This window comes from Aliiglaciecola sp. SL4 (assembly GCF_041538045.1).
Lineage (GTDB): Bacteria > Pseudomonadota > Gammaproteobacteria > Enterobacterales > Alteromonadaceae > Aliiglaciecola.
Genome location: NZ_JBGOSE010000001.1, coordinates 86587 through 111934, shown reverse-complemented (window position 1 = coordinate 111934; position 25348 = coordinate 86587). Strand labels below are relative to the sequence as shown.

Genomic DNA, 25348 nt, shown 5'->3' with positions numbered 1-25348 from the left:
ATGAAAAAGCTCGCCATTGCAGCATTTACCGGGATATTTCTCGCATCCTCTGCGGCGGTGATATTTATGCAGACAGATTATGCAAAAGAGTTGACGATTAAGGGCCGTCAGTATGTACAAATTAATTTGCATAAAAACTGGGGAATAAGGCTTAACCTGCTAAAAGGCTTAGACTTGCTTCTGGGCCTCACCCTGAATTCAGAATTAATTCCATTTGATAAAGCAGCTTCTGGAGTTGGCTTTGATAAAACCAAAATAATTGATTCTCACAGTATAAATGCAATGTCATTACAGGCTTCCCACTTTCATCCGGTACAGAATACGAAAGAGTTACGATCTGCAATGTTGAAAGCTCAACAAGGTGACGTAATTCTGCTAGCTCCAGGTCAATATTCAGTGCTTAAACGCCTTGAAGTTAGACACCATGGTACGAAAAAACAACCTATTCGCATGATAAGCAGTGTCCCTGGTAGCAGTGTTCTAAAAATTCAGAATACAGAAGGTATCTACTTAAATAAAAGTAATTGGCACATAGAAAACATTGTTTTTAATGGCGATTGTGGTGAACAAAGGTATTGCGAACACGCAATTCACATCTATGGTAATGCTGACAACACGCAATTAATTAATAATCTATTCGTCGATTTTAATGCTGCCTTAAAGTCCAACGGAAATTACCAACAGACACCCGCAACCTTTGCTGACAATGTACTAGTACAATACAACGATTTTTACAATCAAAGCGTGCGCGAAACAACCACTCCTGCTACACCAATTGATGTAGTTGGTGGCAATAATTGGCTTGTTGATAACAACTTTATTGCTGACTTTACCCGTCAATCCACTGGAAAAATATCGGTAACCTATGGTGGGTTTATGAAAGGAGGAGGTTCAGAAGGAGTGTTTAGTAATAACGTTGTGAATTGTGCTTGGCACCTACCCTATCAATCAAGCTTAGATGTTCGCGTGGGTTTGTCTTTTGGAGACGGCGGAACTCAACAGCAATTTTGTCAAAACAACGATTGCTACTATGAGCATTCCGGTGGGGTGATCAAAAATAACTTAGTGCTCAATTGTATCAATGACGTCAGCATTTATTTGAACAAAGCCAGTGAAACAGAAATTAGCGGCAACACCCTATTAAACTCTACCGGCATAGATGCACGCTTTAAACAAACGTCGGTGAAAATAAATAACAATAGAATTGAAGGCAGAATAAAAGCTAGGGAGAATGCATTTATAAGTGCGCGTGACAATGATATGGTTAATTAATCACTCTCGGCTTACCCTGTAAATATGAAAAACCTATTTATATTTTGTTATTTTTTAGTATTTTTCGCTCTACCCAGCAAAGCAGAAATATTCGACAACAGCGTCACTTATAATTACGCAAGCAATGCGGCTCGCATTTATTGGCCTGAAGGCAACTTTGCAAAATTTCACAAACAATATGCCCAACATATCAATAAATTTGACGTCCAAGATGTGGATCGTGAGCATACGGTTAGCATTGACTTATCATCGGTGAAGTTAACCAATCCGCTTGTGCTTACCCTTTCTGCAGCCCCAGGAAATAAGGGGGTAACTGATTTTTTTAGCGTAGAAAAAGGAGGGTATAAAGCGCCACAACTAACTTTCCTCGAAGGGGACAAAAAGCGTCTACTATTGGCTGAAATAGACACATTTGTGGCTAAGAAAAATCGTAAACCAAGTGGTTCCAAACCGATTGTTAAGGCCGGTGGTGGCCATACGGTTTTATTAAAATTCCAATTTACTGAAAATATTGATTTAAATTCTCTGAAACAACTTAAATTACTCCTCACCACGACGAATCGTCAATACGGTAAATCTTCACTACAAACCCATCAAATACATTATGTTCCACCATCTAGGCAACCAAATACTGAAGGAATTGCAAGCAAGTACCCCCTAGACAAAGGAATAGAGCAAGACAGCGCAGTTTACTATGCCGACGATTTTAATAAACAGAGCTGGTTAAGCGATATAAAACAAAGCATAGGTATCTCTGAACCTATTTGGCAAAACACTGGAGGACTACAATTTGTGGAGCATCAACAGGTAAGGCATTTCAGCGGTCAACCAGGAAACAGTGTAAAAATGCCCTTCACAACCTCTCGAAATCTGGCAGGAAATCTCGACTTCTATTTTGCCAAACAGTCGGGAAGTGAGCCCGAAGAAGCCTATTTTAGATACTATTCCATGTTAGCCCCAGGAGCCAAAGTAAGCGGTGGAGGAAAGTTGCCAGGATTCGGTGGAACCTACAATAAAGCCGGCTGGGGAGGACGCGCAAACAATGGCAAAAATGGTTGGTCTGCTCGAGGTTCATTCTTCAAGTCAGTATCTCCTTCAAATACAGACTGGGGAGGGCGAATGCCAATTGGTAGCTATATTTACGAAGTGGATACTAGAAACAAATATGGTAAATCAATACCTTGGGGAGATGAATTGTCAACTATGCAACCAGGACGTTGGTATGCAATAGAACAATATGTAAAATTGAACTCCCCCGGCAAAAAAAATGGTATTTTCAAAGTCTGGATTGATGGGGTACTAATTTATGAGCGCCATAATATGCATTTTAGAGACACTGAGAAACTTAAAATAGAAAAAGTGTGGCTGAACTACTATTTTGGAGGAGTTGCCAAACCTAAAAACAACTTCAATATGTACCTTGATAATATCGTGATTGCATCAAGTTACATCGGGCCAATAAGAAAATAGCCGCCAATATAGGCGGCTACTGTTAGAAGTAAAACTCCATACTTAGTTGTACAAAATCATCACGCCGATATTGATAAATGGGCTCTTCAGGAGTATCACTAGAGAAAAACCATGCATCAAGTCGCCACTTCCAGTTATCGCTTATACGGCTAGACGCTTCAATAAAACCCGAACGACTATTGCTTTCATCTAAATCTTGCACTATACCCATCAAAATTTCAGTCCCGTCAATGTCATTGTAGACAATTCGGGTTCCAAGCATTAAATCGTTCTGAGACGGGGTTAACAGAGTATTGTCTCGTCCATCGTATTGGTATTCCATCAGCCAGCCCAAATCGAATTGGCTGTCAAATACACCCACAGTGGTATATTCAAACCCGCCTACCAAGGCACTATAATCTTCAGCCGTTGTACTACGACTAATACCTTCGAACTTGAACAACCAGGATCCCATAACTGCAAGAATATCGACTCCAGCTTGTTGCATTTGTGGATAATAAGGTCGAAGTGCTGCTGACTCGTCATTAAACTCAGGAACTAAAATAGGCTCTCGAGAGGTACCATCAAAATAGGACAGACCGATTTCCCAATTACCAATAGAGTGCTGCCAACGCGCTGCCCAATCGATATTGTTTTCTTCGTCGCTGGATTCAAATATCGGGTTATCGGTATCAACGTTTAAAGCAAATCTAGGTCGCCCATCTACTCCAGCAAAAGTGCGTTCACGGAAGTAAGGTAGAACAAAAATGGAGGTGGTTCCCCATTCTTTAATTAACGAAAGGTTCACCATGGGTTGGCCAAGTTTATCCTCCCCATCGATTGCTTCTATTGAATCAGTTTGGTTAATCACATCAACCAAATGAAGGGACTCTGTTTGCCCCCAAAACACTTTCCCGACTCCAGTACGCATTTCCCAACTGTCACCGACGTGCAACCAAACCAGTTCACGAATATCAGCATGAGTTCTTTCATCGTCATTTTGATCTATCCGGTAGAAAGGCTTGAAGGAAATGCTGTCATCCCCATCATTAAAGGCTTTATAAATTTCAGCTTCACCATAAACTGAAAAATTTGCTCGGCTTTGCTCTTCATACAGTGCATCTTGCAGAAAATAACGTTGTTCAATAACCGCCGAACCACGAACTTCAATATCACTGGCCACTGCACTTGCACCATTAAACAATAATGCCAGCAATGCAAAAGTTGCAGGATTACCTTGCCCTTTTGAGACTATTCTTGTCAAAGTCACCGTCCTCTAATCCAGTTTTAAACTCAATTTCATGAGTAATGAGCTCAGTACTTTTTCCATTTTGCTCATTAAACATTTCAGTGCGCAATGCGCGCCAATATTTATCTAAGTATAAAGTATACTCATCCAATTCAAGGGTTTTTAATAAACTATTTTTCTTATCGTAGAATTCAATTTTGTATGGAATATAACGTTCCTGATCAATCCACACTTTTTGTTTTGCATAACCTGAGAATTCATCCACCGGTGTTTGTTCAACAACAAACATTTTGCGATTTTGATAGGTTTCATCAGCAATGTATTTAAAGGTGTATTTTTCAACTTCGAAAGCGGTCATATCTTCATAAGCGAATTCACTACCCATAAAAGGACCTGATTTATTTCGAGAAGCGATACGTTTGACTCGCTTCAAAGCGGGTAGATAAATCCATTGTTCATCGGGCTTTTTCGCATGGGAGAAATTGAGGAAAGCCGTTCCTTTGACGTCTTTAGGCTCATCGAAAATGGTTAAGGATTTATCGCCCCCATCCAATACTTCAAGGCCTTGCAAGCGCATAGCTCGCTCAGTTTCCTGACCTTGAGAATTACGCAACACCATAGTAAGTTCGGCTACTGAATCCCCCCAACCACGATCTCGTAATTTACGCTCTTTAGCGATTTCTAAACCTTTTTCCTGTGGAGATTGCGCGAACCCCTCTTTGCTGATTGTGCACAAAGTGAGTAACGTAAATACAATACTTAAACGCTTAATGTGCATGTGATTAATTTTCATTGCTGGCTTCCTCAGACAAATTTTGTTTGTCAAACATCAATAGAAACGCGGGTAAAAACAGGAAATCGACCGCTAAAGCAACCACTATAATAATTCCTGTTAGCAGTCCCATATCAGAATTTAGTGCAAAGCTGGATAAAGTTAACACTGCAAACCCTAAAGTTAACACCACAGTTGTAACCCAGAGTGCTTTTCCAACGCTTGCAAAAGCATACCTTACTGCATTTTCAGCGTTTTCATTCTGTTGCCGTGCGTGCTGATACTTACTCAAGAAGTGAACTGTGTCATCAACTATTATACCTAAAGCCATGCTTAATACGACCGACAACCCCATATTAATTTCACCTGAGTATAGACCCCAGATACCGAAGCCGATAGCCGCTGGCAATAGATTGGGAATTAAACTAATGACTCCCATCTTCCAAGATTTCAATGCAAACATTAAAATCACACTAATTAAAACTAACGCGAGAACGGTCCCTCTGAGTAGGCTATTCATATTGGCTTCACCTATATGGGCAAACATCAAGTTCTGACTACCAGCAGTAAGTCGTAACTCGGGAGCATTTTCCTCCACCCATTGGTAAGCTTGCTGTTCAAAAGCAGTAATTTCTTTACTGCCAAGAGTTTCCATAGTGACAAATATACGGGTTCCCGATTTATCAATATTCAACTGGTTATTTAAGTCTAAATTAAAAGGCAGTGACATTTCATACAGTAACAAAAACTGTGCAGCCATCGGCTGGCTCTCTGGCAATCGATAGTATTCAGGATCATCACCATGCATATTTTTATTCAAGCGCAAATAGACGTCACTGATAGAGGACACATTATCAACCTCTGGCCGAGCTTTTAACCACTGACTAAATTCGTGAATATGTTTAAGGCTGGTAGGTTCGTTTATGCCAGACTCTTGTTCCGTAAATAACGCAAAATCTATAGTTGTCATGCCACTTAGAACTTGTTCTTGATAATCTGCCGCTATTTTAAATTCAGCACTGTCATCAAAATATTCAACGGGCGTATCATTTATTTTGTTCATAAATGAGGCCCCTATGGCAGCCACAACCACTATGACAGTAAACGGCAATATGCGTTTATGATGGGTAATAACCCACTCTCCAATCTTTATGAAACTATCATTTCCCGATTGAGATTCGTTAGTCACCTTAATGGGTAAAAGTCTTAATATTGAAGGGAGAAAACTAATCGACATAACAAACGCGATCATTACGCCTATTGCTGTCAATGTTCCTAAATCAGCCAAAGCCGGCACATTTGAAAAGTTTAAGGTTAAAAAGCCAATAGCGGTCGTTGCGCTGGTAATAAAAATGGGTTTGACATTCAGCTGCATACTGGTTCTTATTGCTTCTACTTTTCCTTTCCCTTGTCGCAATTCGTATAATAAAGAGGCGATAACGTGCACACAATCCGCAACGGCTAGGGTCATTACTAGTGTAGGCACGTTTACTGTCGCTGTGGTTAAATCAAAGCCAATCCAGCCACCAACTCCCATTGTAGATGCGATTGAAAAAGCCACCACTAATAGCGTCACAAAAGTGCCCACAAAAGATCTGAGTAACACACCTAACACCACCAAAATGACAATAAACATGAGAGGAACTAAAGTACCAGCATCACCTTTTGCTGCAGTTTCGAAAGCAGAATTCATAAACACGATCCCAGTATGATGGAACTCGTGATCTGGATATAGCGATTGATATTTATTAGTTAATTGTTTGAGGAACCCAACAATTTCACCCGTTTCTTTGGTTTTATCCCCATCAGGAAGATTAACTGTCACCGATACCAGAGCCACTTTACCCTGTTCATCCACTAACCGGTTAATTAAATTAGGCTCGGCTAAAGCTACCCGTTTTACTCGCTCGACTAACTCATGATCTATGCTGTCAGAATCAAGAATGAGTTGTTCAACGATCATGTCATCTTCTTCAGCCCATGTATGCTGAAAATTAGCGATTGAGTCTACCCGGCTAGACAAAGGCGTTTGCCAAGCATCTTCGGTAAAATCAGAAATCAGTTTCAATGTAGTTGGGTTAAAAACACTTCCGCTTTTCGGTGAAATGAGAATATTTGCATTTTCATTCTTACTGAAAATAGCCTGCATTTCTTCAAATGCAATTCGCTGGGGATTATCTTTTTCAAAATAAACTTTGTAATCACCATTGAAGGCTAATTTCTGTGCTCCAGTGGCGCATATAAAAACAAACAATAGACTTAAGAAAATTGTTAACCAAGGTCTATTTAAAACGATATTCAACCACAAATTGCGCATTGTTCATCCTCTAAAGGGGTAAATTGGTCGCTTTGCAAACTTTTAATATTGATAGCTAACAATACATCAATACAGTTACAAATTCTTGATCAGGCTAATGATTAAGATAATAATTTAATCCTTGAACAAATACCTCAATAGAGGTATCCAAGTTACTGTATTTTGAATGAATTAATATTTATTGATACCCCTACGTTCGTTGTAAACAAGCTCAACTCCTTGTTAATTCCATACTTCAATTAAGCAGTCCCTTTGCATAATCGCAAATTTCGATCATATTTTTTGCAGTTTATTTTGATCTTTTGTTAAAAACATGTAGTATTAATCTCAACTGGTCAGATGAGCGGATGTGTTAATTATGAGTATTAGAACAAGTTTAAAGAAAGTTTTACCCCCTATTTCGGTAACCGAACAAGAAGCCTTAGATGCTGGTGATGTTTGGATTGAGTCTTCAATTTACCAAGGCAAGCCGGATATGCAGGCCTTGAGGGATATTCCAACAGCAAAGCTGAGCAAAGATGAACAAGCCTTCTTAGATGGGCCTGTTAAAGAACTCTTAGGAATGATTGACGATTTTGAATTACAAAATAGCAAGCATATTCCAGACGAAGTGCTTACCTTCTTAAAAGTAAATAAATTTTTCGCATTAATAATTCCTAAGAAATTTGGCGGATTAGAATTCAGTCCTTATGCAAACTCAACTATAGTAGCGACTATCGCGGCCACCAGTGGCGCAATAGCGGTTACGGTTATGGTGCCTAACTCATTAGGCCCTGGTGAGTTGTTAATGCACTACGGTACTGAAGCACAACAAAACCAATGGTTACCTAAGTTAAGTATTGGTGAAGATATTCCTTGTTTTGCGTTGACTGGCCCTGAAGCGGGTTCAGACGCTGGTGCAATTCCTGATGCAGCCTACGTTACAAAAGGTACATGGGAAGGCGAAGAAGTCATTGGCTTAAGTGTCAGTTGGGACAAGCGTTACATTACCCTAGCCCCTATCGCCACAGTGCTTGGTTTAGCATTTAAAGTGTTTGACCCTGAGCAACTATTGGGTGACTCCCTTGAGTTAGGTATTACCTGTGCTCTTATCCCTAAAAGCCACCCAGGTGTTGAATTAGGTAATCGCCATGATCCAATGGGCGTGCGTTTTTACAATGGTACTACCCGTGGTGAAAATGTTTTCATCCCTATGGACTTTATCATCGGTGGCCAACAAAATATCGGTCGTGGATGGCAAATGTTGGTGGCATGTTTAGGTGCTGGCCGAGGAATTTCACTTCCGGCAATGGGTGTTGCTACAGCACAAACTGCCTTTAAATCTACTGCCGAGTATTCTTTTGTCCGTGAACAGTTTGGTGTGCCTATTGGGCGCTTCGAAGGTATTCAAGAAAAGCTAGCCGATATTGCCGGTAAAACCTTCGTGTTAGAAGCGATGCGTGTGTTAACCACAGAAGGCCTTGGTTTAGGTTTAAAACCCTCGGTTGTAACAGCCATTGCTAAATATCACATGACAGAGCTAGGTCGAGATGTATTAAACTCGGCTATGGATGTGCAAGCAGGAAAAGCGATTCAACGTGGTCCTCAAAATACCTTGGCCAATGGCTATGCCGCATTGCCAATTGCAATTACCGTTGAAGGCGCGAACATTTTAACTCGCAACCTAATGATATTTGGTCAAGGTGCAATGCGTTGTCATCCTTACCTTAAAGAAATGGTTGATTTGATCCACAGTGACGACAATGCCGCTGATGCTGAATTTAACAAAGTGTTGGGCAAAACCGTCAAGTTCAGTGTGGCCAATTCGTTCCGTTCTATGTTGAATAGCTATGTACCTTTTGCTCGTTCGGCTAAAAGTGCTATGCCTGAAGTAAAAAAATACGAAAAGCGCTTGAATGCATTATCTGCAAAACTCGCACCGTTGGCTGATTTATCACTATTAGTGCTAGGTGGCGACCTGAAAAAAGCAGAACTTTTATCTGCTCGTTTAGGTGACATCATGAGCTACACATATGCAGCTATGGCAGTTGTGCGCTTTTACGAACAAAAGGTGTCTAATCGTGCTGAAGCTTTGCCATATTTTGAATACGCTATTCAATGGTGTTTACAACAAGGTGAACAAGCACTGGTTAATTTTGTTAGTAACTTCCCCAACACGGCGACGCGTGGTTTGATGAGAGTACTAACTAATACCTACAGCTCTTCAGTAAGAGGCATTTCTGATGACTTAGTTCGCCAGCTTTCATCAGCGACTATGCAGCAGTCGAGCATTAAGAAAGAACTGACACACTTAGTACACTCTAACGTAGGTGATGGTAATTACATTAATGAACAAGCATTTGATGCTAAACACGCAGCCATGCCTGTTCTTAAAAAGATTCAAAAACAGTTACGTCAAACTCCAGTGGTTCCAGCGTTAACCTTTGAACATATTGTGAATACTTTTGCTGATAAAGGTCTATTAACCACTGATGAAGTTAACTTGGTTATGGATTACAACGAAAAACGTAAACTTGCCGTTAGAGTTGATGAATATACTTTTGAATTAGAATTAGTGGATATTCACCAAACATCAGAATCGGAACAAGCCGACGCAGCTTAAACAACTTAACCGTCATCGGCGGGACATTGTATAGAAATTAAAAAGCAGATAGTGATATCTGCTTTTTTTTGTGCAATTTTTGTTTAATTTGCTCTGTAATTATGTAAAAAATCTAAATGTGATGCAGGATAACTTCTCCATTGATAGCATCACTCCCAAAAAAACGCTACCATCAGTGGTAACACTAGAAGAATATTGTTTAAACAATATTTCGATTCTACCCCATCAAAAAAATCAAGATTTTAAAAGGCTGGATGAGACGTAATGGCAAACGAGCGATTAGATAACGATCTACCCAACATCGTTCTAGATAAAGAAGATAGAGAAGCTTTTCAGCGCACAAGAGCGAAAGAAAAAACCAAAACTAAAAAAACCAGTAGTGCTAGTAAAGAGTCCAAAAGCGGCGTATCAGGTGCTTGGTTGTTCTTAGTATTGCTGATTGCCTTGGCGGCGTGTGGAGCCAGCTACTGGCTTTACCAGCAAAAAGTTCAAAGTGATGCAGAGTTGGCCAATGCCATCAGTCGCGTCTCCGAGTTGGAACGTCGATTGTCTGCAACCGGTGAGGAGATGGACCAATCCGCTGGAGCCTTAAGAGTCACAGTATCAGAGTTGACTGAAAAGACAGATGAGTTATGGGAACAAATGGATAAACTTTGGGCCTCAGCGTGGCGCAGAAATCAAACCGACATCAACCAACTTGCTGAAAATGTTAAACAACAAAATAGTCAAACTCAGAAAAAGTTAGGTGTTATGGAAGGCGACTATTCTACGGTTTCAACTAATTTAGCCATTTTGGAAGAGCAGTTATCACAACAAGCAAATGAGTTGTCGCAATTAAGTACATTGTTAGCAGAAGTGAAATCCACCAGTAATAATAGCGCCAGAGAAGTAGGCGATATTCAGGCCAAACTGGTAGCCCTTGACCAAGTAAATGGTGCCTTAACTCGCAGAGTGGCTGAATTGGAAAAGTGGCGCAGAGAAGCTCAAGTCACAACAACGGTTCCATAATCACTCTTTATACACTGTTGCTAATATCAAAAAGGCTCAATATTTTCATATTGAGCCTTTTGCGTTTTAGCTTCACTGCTAGGCTAACAACCCCAGCAATACTCACTAGATGACAAAGAGCTACTGTTGTCTTTATCCCAAGCCTTCCTGCCATCACTATAAAAATACACATTGCCATCACCTGCTTGAGAAGTGCCTGTAACAGGAGTAGCCGTTATCATATAGCTACTTCCAGATGCTGAAACAGTTTCAATGGTGAGGTCATACTTTTTATTCGCTGCAGGCTCGGAAGAAGGTGAATAACTGTGGAAGATGGCAGGTTTACCGGTATCAGCCGCTGATTCTGCAGCTCCTTTATAGGTATAAGTGGACGCTTTATGACGCTCCATTGCCGCAGCTAAAGCCATTAAATCAGACTGTGCAGCTCCTCTATTACTGGTTTTTAAATAACCTTGGTAACTTGGGTAGGCAATACTGGTAATAATACCGATTATTGCCACCACTATCATTAATTCAATTAAGGTAAAGCCTTTATTTAAATTACGTTGCATTATCATTCCTCTTGTTACTCCCGCTCAACTTCGGTTTTCCAACTGTTTTTTAGCACCCGTTCAAAACGTCCGTAAATATTTTCCGCTAAACATTCGAATGCGGTACCACATGCTAGAGGTTCTCCATCCTCATCCACATCAATCACCGCTGAAGTACACTCTGTACCCAAGCACACCACTGGGGTAGTGATATCTTCAATAAGTATTTTAGTTTCCGGGGCAATACCGGTTTGCTGTAGTTGTGCATACCTGTCTTCATTGGAGAACTCGTCATCATAATTTAAATCTGTGACAGCATTAGCATTGACTAGGTTAACCAAGTAAGCACGGCTATTTCCGGTAGGCGGTGCACAGGAACTATCGCTGGCAGTGGCTGGCAGATAGGTGGTAAAGAATAATTTATAATCAATGATCAAAGGTGAGGCTAAGACTTTTTCACCGCCAGCTCCAAGGGTCAGGTACCAACCATGTTTACTGGCAAATTCCGAAGTGGCAATTTCCTTGGTCGTTTCATCACTAGAGGTCAACGAGTGTGCTGTCGCATCGTATAAGTCAGAAATCAGGTAAGGCGTCGCGGGCATCGTATAATTACCATCTTCATCAAGGGTAAACACACCTTCATCTTTAATCATATAAAAATGATCTTGAATGACGCTGTTCAGAGGTTTTGCCCGATAGCCAGATCCAAGCGCTACTGCATAATAATGATCTGTCCCAAGATTAATCTCTGATACGTCAGGACCATAAAAGAAGCGCCTATTATCTGCGGCTGAATCGCCGCCAAATTTAGCCATTACCGCGCCAGTTACAAGCTCATTAACACTACTGCCATTATGTATGTCTAATCTAAACAGTTGTCCGCCCATATCAGCAACATACATGTGATCAGCAAAGCCATCCCCTTCCCTATCAATCACTGATACTCGAGCGGGAATACTGTACTGCATATCCGTTAAGACTAAGTCTGCATCAGAGTTACTGGCAGTCCACAACAAGCTCCCTGTGTCTGCGTCTACCATATAGACAGCGTTACCCACAGCATCAGCACTGCGAAGTTCTTTTTCATCTTGTGAGTTATCATAACCACCAGCAAAAATTAGCACATCTTTTGTTGATGAACCGATTTTAACTTTGGTTACAGTCGGTCTTGACCAGCTTTGCCCTAATTTTTCAAATCCAGTGCTACCACCACGTATTTCAAACTTTAAGGAAGGTTGAGTTTTATTTGTGATATCAAATGCGTAATAATTTCTACCACCTCGACGCATGCCAACATAAAGATACATACTGCTGCCCACATTGCGTAAAACCATATCACCATCTAAGCCGTAGATATGATTGTAAGAAGAACCATCTTTGTACAAATCATATTGGTTCGAGAGTAGCTCTTTAGGCATCACCGCAAAGTTTTCACTGCCCGAAGTTGGATCGAAAGAATGCAATAAACCATGGTTGGTAGCCACTAAAATTGCACTGTCTGTTGACGTGTAGTTGACTATTATGGGCTGTGAATGGATCGGGTCCCCCATGGCTAGACGAACATCTGAATAATCACCATCGCCATCTTCATCTCTTACATCTACGCCCCTAACCCATTTCAGAATATCGCTTCGTAACTCTGCAGAATCGGGTAAAGATGAAACCGCGAGATCATCCTCAGTGATATTTGAGTTACTTTCATGGATTTGATTGGCATCAACAGCTATTGCCCCTGCGCCCTCAAAAGCATATATATTCCGCGTGAGGTTCATTCTGCTAGCGGCACCACCTTCTCTAACATCATTTCCATCAGCTAACACAGACCAATAACTATGGGCATTTTCAGAAAAGAATCCGGTACCTTCATCTACTGCTTCTATACCATTTTGATCTAGCACTTTATCGCCGTCTATTCGGTAACGTTTTAAATTTCCTGGCCATATTGCGCCTTCAGAAGGCTTAAAGAGAGCAAAGTACAACTCGTCATTATGGGTCAAACGATTTAATTGATTGACCGCTACACCAGGAGAAACAAAGGTAGTATTAACATCTTTAACCGTTTTTAAAATTGAAGAGAAGGCTGTAACCAAATCAGCGGAGTTATCAGCTTCATAAAATCCACCACCACCATTAATAGCAAGTTGGTTTAAAAAAGCACTGGCATCGCTACTGGTAGCAAAACCAATAGTGTGGGTTATGATCCGCGTATCTATGGCTGAATCACCCAAATCACCAATATTTGCAACTAAATCAACGCCGCATTTTTCACCACCACTACCGGTACAATTTTTACCTAACAATGTTTGAATTTTGGTTACGCTGTGATTGTAATTGGCTTCACCATCAGACAATAAAACAATGTGATTATTAGTTTGGCATTGTTGATCTTGGATTGGAGTATCATAGACAGCGCCGGAAGGTATGTACTCACTAACACAGTAACTTGAACTTAAGTTATCTTCAGTACAACCATAGGGAAGTACTGAATTATCACCGATATAAGATAATCTGTGGCTTACCCTTGTACTTTTTCTTACAGAGGATGACACCGAGCTTGGTCCACGCTGTAATCCATAATCTACAGCGCGGCCACCATAATAGTTAGTTGCCTCAAGTAGAGTATCAACTATAGGCGTATAACCATTTGCTGTTAACTCATCTACCTTTCCAATTAAATGTTCCCTTACTGTAGAGGTACTTCCTGGCGTAGACAGCCCTTCATATTCCACCACCAATATCGGTGCAGCAGAAGGTTTGCCTTTATAAGAATAAGCGCCTCTGTTACCTGTAATATTAGACACCACAAACGACATATCATTACCAGACTCCCAATCCCCGCGGTCCACTAACTCTTGAACAATAGCCGACAAATCAGGCGTTTCGTAAGTGTAGTTTTTGTACCAACTTGGAATGCTACCCCAGGTTACCGACGCAGAGGTTTTAGGATCATTTTTAAGTCGATATCTTGAAAAATATTTGAAGCTACTTGGATCAGCCTCATCAATCCCCCGAATAACAAAAGATGCTCCGCTACCAGTGCGATTTTGATACCCTGTAAAACGAATATAAGCATTAGTGATGACTGCATTTTTTGGCAAAGCCAAATTTCTAAAGCGCATTCCAACATAGGCGTTATAATACGAGTTGAAGGTTAACTCAGTGCCTGTAGATTCATAACCATTGGTGCGCTCCTCCGCGTTGTCATCATTGGAAGCCACTTGATAAGTACTGCTACCTCTTATACAACCTGCAGGCGAAGAATTATCGTAAGCAACAACTAATTGCACACCTGAGCCAGAACCACCCTCAAAAGACTCAACTTTGCGGTTACTCGAGCTATCGACACTTGAACCTTCAATAATCACGTTTAAGTCGTTTTGGCCACACCAACTCGTTTGATCAATAACCTCTTGCAATACATTTGAAATATCAGGTGAAGGTATAGTTTCACCGGCTAAGGGCCAACTATTATCACTGCTCCACTCAACCTCGTTTGCTGTAAGGGTTCGACCAGAGATGTCAAAATTAGTATCAACAAATTCAGTTCCATCAGAAACCAACTCCGCGCGTATTTTGAGTGTTGTGGCTGAGGAGTTCAGTTGTGCCGAAGTAAAGCGTAAATAGGCGCTAGTAATAGTTGCACCTTGGGGGATATTCAACTCTTGAAAACGAAAACCGCTTGTAACCAGTTCAGTTCCATAAGAAAGTCGCACATCAGAACTCGTTAAATTTACACTGCCCGAAACTTCGTGGGCGTCATCATTGCCACTAACAATAGTTTTAGTTATTACTGGCAGTACACTCGAATCTATTTGACTTACCGGATAAAGAACTGGCCCCCCGTAGTCGGAAAAACGCATTAAGCCTGCATTGATGTTAGTAACTGAACCTAAGGTTTCTTTCAACGCATTTTGCACTCGTAACATACGCGTTTCACCGGTACCGTCTTTTGAGTCCATACTGCCTGAAGTATCCATGATAAATAATACATTTGGATAATATTCAACAGCGGCATCAGAGCTACCAAGGTAAATTTCTAAATCATCCGCAAAGGCGGAAAACATAATCATGCAGGAGAAGAGACAAGCAATTCCCGTATGCAGCGTTTTTTTAATAGACATAATACAACCTCGTTATTGTGACGCCGGCGCAAAAACCGATGCACTTAACGTGTTAGCCACGGCAAATTTAGAACCTTCCATTCTCCCGCAACCTTTAATAAGAAAAACATGACAATTAATGTTACTTCCACCTATAACATTACTTGATCCCAAACATGCACGTTCTGCAATAAAGGCCGTTCTAGACCAGCTCTTAATAGCCGGGTTATCATCGTATAACCCCTCGGCCACATGAACAGTATTTGTGCTTAATCCGTTGGCGGCAGTAACGGCACGATTAGTCCAATCATCATCATTGAAACACGTCATATCATCATTGACTAAATCTACGGCATCGCCCATTCGGGCTTGAGATAACGGATCCAGCTTATCTGGATCAGATAGCAATACTTCATCCTCGGATTCAAATACCACCCCTGCAATGGCAGACTCAGCGGCGTCAAAAGCCAAAGATTGTTTTTCCATCGATACGGCCATTTTATTTTGCATTAAACTACTGGATACCGAAGCCACACCAAGCACGGTTAAGCTCATTAACACCAACAGTGCAAACACCATTACTAAACCTTGTTGTTTCATATTTTTCTACTTCGCATTAGATTCTTCGCATTTCGTAAGGTAATTGTGGTTTCAAATAACTTAAATAGACGCTTATCAGAGGGGGAAATGGCCGTTTCATTTAATAGTTTGAAACTGGGTACTGAATTTAACGAGACTTCAGCATCCCCTTTAAGTAAAACCGCAATTCGAATTGCTACCACCTGACCATTATCTGCCAAAATAGCGGGTAATTGATCCGCTGTAACGTAACTAACCGGTCTGCCGGAGTTATCTCCGGTTATCAGATTATTGGTATATCCATATTGAACTTGAAAACTCTCAACTTCATCTAAGATGATTGTTGGCGAATGCCCATCATGTTCTACAGCAACTTTTTGACCGCGTAACACCCGCCCATCAAAACCTCTACATTTAAGGACTTTGCCATCAACAAAATATTCATTAACAACAAAAAACTCCTCGTCAGCGGTGTAACCTAGCTTATAACCGCGGCAGTCGGTTTGTGCTTGTAAAGCAATTGCGACTTTATCATTTGCACCTTCAGCTCCTTGTGCTGAGCCAACATCATTAAATACAGCAAAGTCGCCAGGTAAAATAACCGGGTGGTTGGTAACGAATGCACTTTCTAACACAATATCTTGATCAGTATTTAAAGCAGGATCTAAAACATCATATAAACCCGCCATTAAAAATTCGTTGCGTAAGCGGGTGATAATAAAGCGCCCGCTTTCTTGGGTAGATGCTAAAGAGCGATTAAGTCTTTCAGTTAAACTGTTGCTCACCAATACTTGGATAATCGCTCCTGTGATAAGCAGACCCAATGCCAAGGTAATCATTATCTCAACCAAACTAAAACCACTTTGCGAACGAGTAAATACTTTCATAACAACACGTCCAGTTTGACACAATCACGAGGTTCATCTTCGTCAATTAAGCACTCGGCATTTAGGGTACGATCAATATTCTTCCAATTTTCTATTGGCCAAGATAAAACGATACTCACCCTAGATCCGGTGCTACATTCCTCAGCATCAATGACATTGTTATCGTCACAGCTAACCGAAAGGGTTACCGTAGGATTGGATGAAACCGCCGAACAAGATGCTTCATAACCATCATAAACCGCAAATTCAGCCGCGCTACACTGGCCACCATCACAATCTGGTATATCGGCAGGTTTTGTCAAACAAAAACAATTGTAGTCTGAAGCAGAGGATCCACATGACAGGTTTTTAAAATTGTAAACATCACTATCAAAGTAGTTTTCATCCACTACTAAGCCATCGCCAATTAGAGACATTCTTGCACTGGCACGAAGTCGCTCACTCAATTGCTGTGCAACCATTACAGATTGTGATCGATTTAAGGCATCCGAGTTCGAAAAGGAACTAATAAACTGTAGGGAAGCGACGCCCAATATGCCAATTGACAGAATAAATAGCGTCACTAACACTTCAATCATACCTACGCCTGATTGGTGTAGAGATTTGTGTTGACTAGTTTTGCTATCGATCACACGCATTGCTCAATTCTCATATTGTTTAACGCCTTCCGGTTAACTACGGTAACCAGTTAACATGCTTCCTACTTAAAGATTCTCTTGATGGTAGTAAATTTAGCTTACTTAGGACAGGTTTTGGTTATCTGAAGCGCGGCTTAGGTATGAAAATAAAGTAGTAAGACAAATATAGATACAAATGGCAGGTTTTAAACTTCCTCTTTAAAATACATAAATTGCCTTTAAAAACGAGGAGTTAAATTAGCGATAGGGTGACAACAATCGAAGCTCAACCGCCTTTTATTATGATTTCTTATACTTAAAGGCTGAGGCAAAAGAAAAACCTAGATACATCACCCGCTGAATGAGTAACAACGGGTAATTAACAGTTCAGTTATAATTGGCGGACTCTGAGTTCTTTAGGTACTGCAAACTCGATATTTTCTTCACGACCTGGGCGCTCATGGGCTTGACTGGCTCCCCAACTTAGCAGTTTGTCGATAACTTCTTTTACTAGCACCTCTGGAGCTGAAGCACCCGCGGTTACTCCAATATTCTTTGCGCCATCTAACCATTCTTTTTGAATGCACTCAGCACTATCAATTAGATGAGCTTGAGCGCCAATTTTTTCAGCAAGTTCACGCAAACGGTTTGAGTTAGAGCTATTTTGCGCGCCTACAACAAGCAACACTTCACAGTCAGAAGAAAGCTCTCTCACTGCATCTTGGCGATTCTGGGTGGCATAGCAAATATCGTCCTTGCGAGGACCTTCAATAGCGGGGAATTTCTCCCTGAGGGCATCGATAACATCAGCAGTATCATCGACTGACAATGTTGTTTGACTGCAATAATATAATTTTTCCGGGTTTTTCACCGGCACATTGGCAACATCGTCTACCGACTCAACCAAGTAAATGCCACCCGCATCATTATTATATTGCCCCATAGTACCTTCTACTTCAGGGTGCCCTTGGTGACCGATTAAAATACACTCGGTGCCCTTTTTACTGGCTCGCATCACTTCCATATGAACTTTAGTGACCAACGGACAAGTAGCATCAAACACCTTCAAGCCACGACTATCTGCTTCATTCCTCACGGCTTGAGAAACGCCATGAGCAGAAAAAATCACGATACTATCGTCAGGAACTTCACTTAGCTCATCGACAAATTTAGCCCCCCGTTGTTTCAATCCATCGACCACAAATTTATTGTGCACAACTTCATGGCGCACATAAATGGGTGGCGCAAATATTTCCAGCGCTCTTTCAACTATCGTAATAGCACGGTCAACACCGGCACAGAAACCTCTTGGATTGGCTAAATGAATCTGCATAAGTTACACACTTAGCTTACGCTAAGGATCTCCACATCAAAAATGACCGTTTGACCGGCCAAAGGATGATTAAAATCGACGGTTACTGAGTCTCCAGCTACATCGCGAATAATCCCAGGAATTTCACTACCATCAGGCTGACTAAAGGCAATAATAGCGCCAACTTCAATGGGCGTCTCAGCAGAAAAACGAGACTTATCCATATGATGAATATTATCGGGATTCGGCATGCCAAAGGCTTCTTCTGCTTCTAAGGTAAAAGCTTTCTTGTCACCTTCTTTTAAACCCAATAAACAGGATTCAAAATTAGCGGTTAAACTGCCGTCTCCCATTTGCAGCTTAGCGGGTTTGTTATTCACCCTAGTGCTATCTGCAGCTGAACCGTCAGACAATTTAAGATCAAAGTGCATTAGCACCTCACTGGATTGATTAATTTCCAGCATTATCGGTTTCTCCATCTTTTTCTTTATTCTTAAACATGTCAATAATTAGCAAAAACGCGCCTAAACAGATGGCACTATCAGCAATATTGAATACAGGCCACTCGTACTGTTGATAATAGACGTGTAAAAAGTCGATTACGTAACCATATACAATGCGGTCGTAAACATTACCTATTGCTCCACCTAAAATCAGACAAAACGCCACAGGCAACATTACCTGATGTTTCTTAGCACTTTTTAACCAACGTAAAATCACCACACTAACGGCTACGGCTATTGCGGTAAACATCCAACGTTGCCACCCACTAGCATCATTTAAAAAACTAAATGCCGCACCGTAGTTACGGGTATGGGTAAAATTAAAAAAAGATGTAATTTGGATAGATTGATACAGCTCCATGCCTGCTAATACAGCATGCTTGCTCCACTGATCTAACACCACTGTAAGTACAGCGAGCCATAAGAAGCGTAATCCAGTTTGCGAGAATAAACTAAGCATATTGTCTCGACTCGCCAGCACCTTCTACGTTATCGATGCAACGATGGCACAATTCAGGATGAGTCTCATCACTGCCCACATCTTCACGGTGATGCCAACAGCGAACACATTTAGCTGCCTCTGACTTGGCAATATCTAACCACAATTCAGGAATTTCCGTAGAGATTGCGTTATCTGGCTTGGCGCTCACTTCTACTACCTTAGCGGTAGAAGTAATCAACACAAAACGTAACTCATCTTCTAACTGCAACAATTTATCGGCTAACTCTTTGCTAGCGTAAAGGGTCACTTGCGCTTCAAGGGAAGCACCTAATTTTCCGTCTTTACGTTGTTGCTCTAACGCTCGGTTCACTTGCTCTTTAACGGCAAGAACTTGTAACCAAAATTCGTTGTCGAACTTGCCAGAACTAGCTTGTTTTGGCAATTCATCATACCAAGTGCCGGTGAAAACAAACTCATCACGTTTACCTGGCATTTGTTGCCACAACTCTTGTGCAGTAAAACTAGTAATAGGCGCCATCCAACGCACTAGGGCTTCAACAATCCGATATAAGGCCGTTTGACAAGAGCGTCTAGCGTGACCGTCAGCCTTAGCTGTGTACTGGCGATCTTTGATGATATCGAGGTAAAAACTACCTAGTTCAATGGAGCAGAACTGCATCATTTTCTGACTCACCACCAACAAATCATATTGTTCGTATGCTTGAATAATCTCTTTTTGAACTTCTGCTGCGCGTCCCACAGCCCACTTATCCAATTCAACCAACTCTTCAAAAGGCACCAAGTCGGTTTCTGGATTAAAGCCATTCAAATTCGCTAAAAGAAATCTGGCTGTATTACGTATGCGGCGATAAGAATCCGCCGAGCGTTTCAATATTTCATCAGATACCGCAATTTCACTGCGATAATCTGTAGATGCTACCCAGAGGCGCAAAATATCGGCGCCTAACTTGTTAATCACTTCTTGGGGAGCCACTGTGTTACCAATAGATTTTGACATCTTTTTGCCTTCACCGTCGACGGTAAAGCCATGGGTTAACACTTGTTTATATGGCGCATGCCCTTTTTCAGCGACACTGGTCATCAATGACGACATAAACCATCCACGGTGCTGATCAGAACCTTCAAGATATAAGTCGGCAGACGCAGGGATATCATCACGGCTATCAACCACAAAGTGGTGAGTTACGCCAGAATCGAACCACACATCTAAAGTGTCAGGGACTTTCACGAACTCTGTTGCATCGTCACCCAAAAATTCTTGGGTATCGATATCCCACCACGCTTGGATACCACTTTCTTCAACTAATTTGGCAACTTTTTCCAAAAGCTCGTCAGTATTAGGATGCAAATCACCCGTATCTTTATGAACAAACAAAGCAATAGGCACACCCCAGGTACGTTGGCGTGAAATACACCAATCAGGACGACCTTCCACCATACTTTCTATTCTGTTTTGCCCCCACTCAGGGATCCATTGAGTTTTGGCTATCTCGTCTAATGATTGTTGGCGTAGACCATTTTTATCCATACTAATGAACCACTGAGGGGTAGCACGGAAAATGATAGGCGTTTTGTGACGCCAGCAATGGGGATAGCTATGAGTGTAAGCATGATGATGTACTAGAGCTTTGCGCTCAACTAATACATCGACAATGTGCGAATTGGCTTTTAAAACATGCTCACCTTCAAATAATTCAGTACCAGGTAAATAGACACCATTTGCACCTACAGGGTTGGCCACTTCTAAACCATACTTAGCACCAACGTTAAAATCGTCAACACCGTGACCTGGAGCCGTGTGCACACAACCTGTACCAGACTCAGTGGTAACGTGGTCACCTAAAATAACCGGTACCGTAAAGTCGTAGAATGGATGCCATATTTGCTGATTCTCTAAAGCATCGCCGTGGCAGTAGCCTAGTGCGTGATAATGTTCAAAACCAAATCGATCCATACAAGCACTAACTAGGTCAGAGGCTATCACTAATCGTTCTGGATTCTCGCCTTCAACTTGCACTAAGGTATATTCTAGTTGTGGGCTGACACAGACCGCTCGGTTTGCCGGTAACGTCCAAGGTGTTGTGGTCCAAATAACCACTGACACAGGGCCTTCCCCAACATGATTTTCGGGATGTTTAAACGCTTTCGCTATGGCGCTTTGATCTTTTGCACTAAAGCGCACATCAATGGATGGAGATTGTTTATCTTGATATTCAACTTCTGCTTCAGCTAATGCTGAACCACAATCTGTACACCAATGAACTGGCTTAAAGCCTTTCTCCAAATGGCCTGAACGAACAATACCGCCTAGCGCTCGAATAATGTCAGCTTCAGAGGAGAAATCCATGGTTTTGTAGGGTTTGTCCCATTCTCCTAATACGCCTAAGCGGATAAAATCACTTTTTTGTCCAGCAATTTGACGCTCTGCGTATTCACGGCACTTTTGTCTAAACTCTGCAGCAGTGACTTTCTTGCCGGGTTTGCCGACTTTTTTCTCAACCTGAAGCTCGATAGGAAGTCCATGACAATCCCACCCTGGTACATAAGGTGCATCATAATCAGATAAGGTTTTAGATTTAACAATAACATCTTTAAGAATTTTATTTACCGCATGACCGATGTGAATATTACCATTCGCATAAGGAGGGCCATCATGCAATACGAAAGGTGTCTTACCTTTTTTAGCATCGCGAATAGCGTGATATAGTTTTTTCTGAGTCCACTGCTTCAGCATTTGCGGTTCCCGATTGGCCAAATTTCCGCGCATTGGAAAATCGGTTTCGGGTAAATTCAACGTATGTTTATAATCGCTCATTAAGGCTAAAATCCAATTCTTAAATCTATTTTAATCAGCGCACAAAAGCTCGCGAGCTATTTGTGCATCAAACTCTATTTGTTTCTTCAATAATTCGAATGACTCGAATTTAATTTCGTCTCTTAATTTCTTAATAAATTCTACTTGAATCAACTGTCCATATATTTGCTGTTTAAAGTCAAATATGTGGACTTCAAGTTGAGAGCGTTCTCCATTCACCGTAGGACGCTTCCCCACGTTAGCTACACCATTTAGATAAGCGCCTGCAAACCTGACCTTTACGGCAAAAACACCTTGTATAGGTGTTTGACAACGTTTCAGTAATACATTGGCGGTAGGAAAACCTATAGTTCTTCCCCGTTTTGCACCATGCACCACTTTACCAGCAATAGCAAAAGGTCGACCTAACATGGCTTCTGCTTCTGCAATATCGCCATTTGCCAAAGCCATACGAATTTCAGTAGAGCTAATGCGACAATCTTTACGCAAAAAACTTCGCGTGCTAACAACCTTGTAGCCGTGCTCTTCAGCATTTTGCTGCAATAATGCAAAATCCCCTTGGCGACCCTGCCCAAAACGAAAGTCATCCCCGACAACTAAAAACTCAATACCCAACTTTTCGATCAACAAATGTTTGATGAAATAATTAGCGCTTTGACTGGCAAACTCCCGGTCAAATTTGATGCATAACAGACGGTCGACACCAATTAATCTAAGTTGTTCGAATTTATCCCGTAATCGACTGAGTCGTGCGGGAGCATCATCGGGCGTAAAAACTTCCTCAGGCTGAGGTTCAAAGACCATGACAGTGGAAGGCAGCCCAAGATTTTTAGCCTGTAGGACTAAATTTCGTAAAACGGCTTGATGACCCAAATGAACACCATCAAATTTGCCTATTGTTAACACACATCCTTTATGGCTCTCGCGGATGTTGTGTAAACCTCGGATTAATTCCACTGCTTTCCTCAATTAAAAAACTAAATTTTTTTCACTTCGTTCAAGGGCGGGAATTATAACGAACTGTACACGTAAAGAAAGTCTATAGGTGTTATATACTAGCAAAAGTCTGTATTAGGCGTTAAAACTCTCTAAAAACGAAGAATTTGCCGGTGTAAATAACACTATTTTTACGCGTTATGGTTTTAGCGAACTTTGTGTGTTCCAACAAAACTACTCACTCTGACACCCACTAAAAGTAAAGTGACGACAAATGAAAAGAATCCAAATATTATTAACTTAGCTAGCTCAATAGCTTTAGATAAGGTATCCATGCTTCTCCACATGGCGATATCGGAATTGAAGTACTGAATAACGAATACCATAACAACGCAACCAACTAACACTTTAAGCAAAAACACTAAGGTATTGGCTGTAATTTGAAACACCCCTAAACGGTGTAACTGCACATATAAAAGAGTCGCATTCATCGTTGCTGACATAGCGGTTGCAATGGCAAGACCGACATAACCATAAGGAATTGCTAAGGCAATATTGAAAAATATGTTTGCTACCATGCAATAGATACCAAAGCGAACTGGGGTTTTCAGATCTTGACGAGAATAAAAGCCTGGCGCTAACACTTTTACTAACATAAAGCTTAATAATCCCGTGGAATACGCCATTAGACTATATGACGCCATAGTTGCATCTTCCGATGTAAAAGCCCCACCGTAAAAAATGGTTAACAACATAGGTTCTGCCAAAACAAATAAACCTGCGGCAGCTGGCGCACCAAGTAGGCACACAACTTTTATTCCCCAATCCATACTGTTACTAAACGACTGCCGATCTTTGCTCACATATTGTTTTGATAACGTCGGCAATATCACTGTCGCAATGGCAATACCAAAAAGTCCTAAAGGAAACTCTAACAATCTATCTGAATAATATAGCCAGCTTACTGATCCCGTCATTAAGGTGGTGGCGATCATAGTGTCAATAAGCAAGTTAATCTGACTCACGGATACACCAAATAATGCAGGTATCATTAAGGTTCTAACTTTACGAACTTTAGGATCCGACCAAGCCCATTGGGGTTTTACCAATACCCCCGCACGGTACAAAAAAGGAAGTTGAAATAAAAGCTGCATCATTCCACCGATAAACACCCCCCAAGCCAATGCAAATTCAGGGTTGTCAAAATAAGGTGATAAATACAATGCACAGCTAATGATGGCAACATTGAGTAAAACAGGCGTAAACGCCGCCACGGCAAATTTATTGAGGGTATTTAAAATGGCACCAGATAGACCAGTCAGAGAAACAAAAAATAAATAGGGAAAGGTAATTTTTAACATCAACGCAAAAGGTTCGAATTTATCGGCCTGAGGACCATCATTTAAGTAGTCCACAAACCACCCTGCGCCAAATAGCGCAGCTACCACTGGCGAGCCAATAACGCCTAGAACAGTGACTACGGTTACAATAACACCTAAGGTACCTGAGACCTTTGCGATAAATAGTTTTAGGTGGGCTTCATCCCCTTCACCTTTCACTTCAGATAGCACCGGAATAAATGCTTGAGCAAAAGCGCCTTCAGCGAAGAGTCTACGTAAAAAGTTGGGGATTTTGTTGGCCACTAAGAACACATCGGCGGCCGCACCAGCACCAAGCATATTGGCCACCACCACATCACGAATTAAACCAAGAATCCGCGACAAAAACGTCATAAACGAGACAATTACACCGGATTTAAGCAGCTTTTTTGACAAGAATGATTCCTTTACACCGTATCCGGTAAAAACTCAGGGGACTATATTACTATGTGTGTGATATTATGCGTGATAAAGGTGAACTGAGTCTATACTCAGTCTCGAATCCAAGCTAAATTAACTTAGTTGTTGTAAATATCAATTATTCCATTAAAACTGTTT

The 25348-nt window shown here is 41.2% G+C and carries 18 protein-coding genes; 4 read left to right on the top strand and 14 right to left on the bottom strand.

What is annotated here, in order from left to right; all coding sequences use genetic code 11:
• Both AB6T38_RS00470 and AB6T38_RS00465 read left to right on the top strand, forming a co-directional pair.
• On the top strand, window positions 1-1272 hold the full coding sequence (locus AB6T38_RS00470; RefSeq protein ID WP_372545309.1) for a chondroitinase-B domain-containing protein: 1272 nt from the start codon (window positions 1-3) through the stop codon (window positions 1270-1272).
• Window positions 1273-1296: 24 nt separating this feature from the next.
• On the top strand, window positions 1297-2742 hold the full coding sequence (locus tag AB6T38_RS00465) for a polysaccharide lyase (protein ID WP_372545307.1): 1446 nt from the start codon (window positions 1297-1299) through the stop codon (window positions 2740-2742).
• A gap of 22 nt (window positions 2743-2764) precedes the next feature.
• Here the strand turns inward: AB6T38_RS00465 and AB6T38_RS00460 are convergent, their stop codons facing one another.
• Genes AB6T38_RS00460 through AB6T38_RS00450 form a run of 3 tightly spaced genes read right to left on the bottom strand, consistent with a single transcriptional unit; the run spans window position 2765 to window position 7059 of the window.
• Window positions 2765-3991, bottom strand: coding sequence for a hypothetical protein (locus AB6T38_RS00460; protein WP_372545306.1), 1227 nt, complete (start codon window positions 3989-3991; stop codon window positions 2765-2767).
• Window positions 3954-4763 (bottom strand): outer membrane lipoprotein-sorting protein, encoded by an 810-nt coding sequence (locus tag AB6T38_RS00455; protein WP_372545305.1) that lies wholly within the window; start codon window positions 4761-4763, stop codon window positions 3954-3956. The genes AB6T38_RS00460 and AB6T38_RS00455 overlap by 38 nt, the downstream gene beginning before the upstream one ends.
• Window positions 4753-7059: an RND family transporter gene (locus tag AB6T38_RS00450; protein ID WP_372545304.1), complete on the bottom strand. Its 2307-nt coding sequence runs from the start codon at window positions 7057-7059 to the stop codon at window positions 4753-4755. The genes AB6T38_RS00455 and AB6T38_RS00450 overlap by 11 nt, the downstream gene beginning before the upstream one ends.
• 358 nt (window positions 7060-7417) lie before the next feature.
• On the opposite strand from AB6T38_RS00450, the gene AB6T38_RS00445 reads away from it, so the two are divergent.
• Entirely contained in the window at window positions 7418-9661 is a 2244-nt protein-coding gene (locus tag AB6T38_RS00445) for an acyl-CoA dehydrogenase (RefSeq protein ID WP_372545303.1), read from the top strand.
• Window positions 9662-9925: 264 nt separating this feature from the next.
• Window positions 9926-10669, top strand: a complete 744-nt coding sequence (locus AB6T38_RS00440) for a hypothetical protein (RefSeq protein ID WP_372545301.1) — start codon at window positions 9926-9928, stop codon at window positions 10667-10669.
• A gap of 83 nt (window positions 10670-10752) precedes the next feature.
• On the opposite strand, the gene AB6T38_RS00435 is transcribed toward AB6T38_RS00440, so the two are convergent.
• The 11 genes from AB6T38_RS00435 to murJ all read right to left on the bottom strand — a co-directional run bounded on the left by AB6T38_RS00435 (window position 10753) and on the right by murJ (window position 25186).
• The gene (locus AB6T38_RS00435; protein ID WP_372545300.1) at window positions 10753-11220 is read right to left on the bottom strand and encodes a type IV pilin protein; all 468 of its coding nucleotides are present in this window, start codon (window positions 11218-11220) and stop codon (window positions 10753-10755) included.
• Window positions 11221-11234: 14 nt separating this feature from the next.
• Window positions 11235-15320 carry a PilC/PilY family type IV pilus protein gene (locus tag AB6T38_RS00430; protein ID WP_372545298.1) on the bottom strand — a complete coding sequence of 1362 codons (4086 nt, stop codon included), beginning with the start codon at window positions 15318-15320 and terminating at the stop codon, window positions 11235-11237.
• A 12-nt stretch (window positions 15321-15332) separates the two neighbouring features.
• Window positions 15333-15899 carry a PilX N-terminal domain-containing pilus assembly protein gene (locus AB6T38_RS00425; protein WP_372545297.1) on the bottom strand — a complete coding sequence of 189 codons (567 nt, stop codon included), beginning with the start codon at window positions 15897-15899 and terminating at the stop codon, window positions 15333-15335.
• The gene (locus AB6T38_RS00420; protein WP_372545296.1) at window positions 15896-16765 is read right to left on the bottom strand and encodes a PilW family protein; all 870 of its coding nucleotides are present in this window, start codon (window positions 16763-16765) and stop codon (window positions 15896-15898) included. Before AB6T38_RS00420 ends, AB6T38_RS00425 begins: the two co-directional genes overlap by 4 nt.
• Window positions 16762-17403: a type IV pilus modification protein PilV gene (gene pilV, locus AB6T38_RS00415; protein WP_372545295.1), complete on the bottom strand. Its 642-nt coding sequence runs from the start codon at window positions 17401-17403 to the stop codon at window positions 16762-16764. The genes AB6T38_RS00420 and pilV overlap by 4 nt, the downstream gene beginning before the upstream one ends.
• A 370-nt stretch (window positions 17404-17773) precedes the next feature.
• Window positions 17774-18715 (bottom strand): 4-hydroxy-3-methylbut-2-enyl diphosphate reductase, encoded by a 942-nt coding sequence (gene ispH / locus AB6T38_RS00410; protein ID WP_372545294.1) that lies wholly within the window; start codon window positions 18713-18715, stop codon window positions 17774-17776.
• Between the two features lie 11 nt (window positions 18716-18726).
• Window positions 18727-19158 (bottom strand): FKBP-type peptidyl-prolyl cis-trans isomerase, encoded by a 432-nt coding sequence (gene fkpB, locus AB6T38_RS00405; protein WP_348492480.1) that lies wholly within the window; start codon window positions 19156-19158, stop codon window positions 18727-18729.
• Window positions 19145-19657, bottom strand: coding sequence for a signal peptidase II (gene lspA / locus AB6T38_RS00400; RefSeq protein WP_348492481.1), 513 nt, complete (start codon window positions 19655-19657; stop codon window positions 19145-19147). Before lspA ends, fkpB begins: the two co-directional genes overlap by 14 nt.
• A complete protein-coding gene (gene ileS, locus AB6T38_RS00395; RefSeq protein WP_372545292.1) occupies window positions 19650-22475 on the bottom strand; it encodes an isoleucine--tRNA ligase in 2826 nt (941 codons plus the stop codon). The genes lspA and ileS overlap by 8 nt, the downstream gene beginning before the upstream one ends.
• Before the next feature lie 30 nt (window positions 22476-22505).
• Complete coding sequence (gene ribF, locus AB6T38_RS00390; RefSeq protein ID WP_372545291.1) at window positions 22506-23432, bottom strand: bifunctional riboflavin kinase/FAD synthetase; 927 nt, start codon at window positions 23430-23432, stop codon at window positions 22506-22508.
• Between the two features lie 185 nt (window positions 23433-23617).
• Window positions 23618-25186, bottom strand: a complete 1569-nt coding sequence (gene murJ, locus AB6T38_RS00385) for a murein biosynthesis integral membrane protein MurJ (RefSeq protein WP_372545290.1) — start codon at window positions 25184-25186, stop codon at window positions 23618-23620.
• Between the last annotated feature and the right edge of the window lie 162 nt (window positions 25187-25348).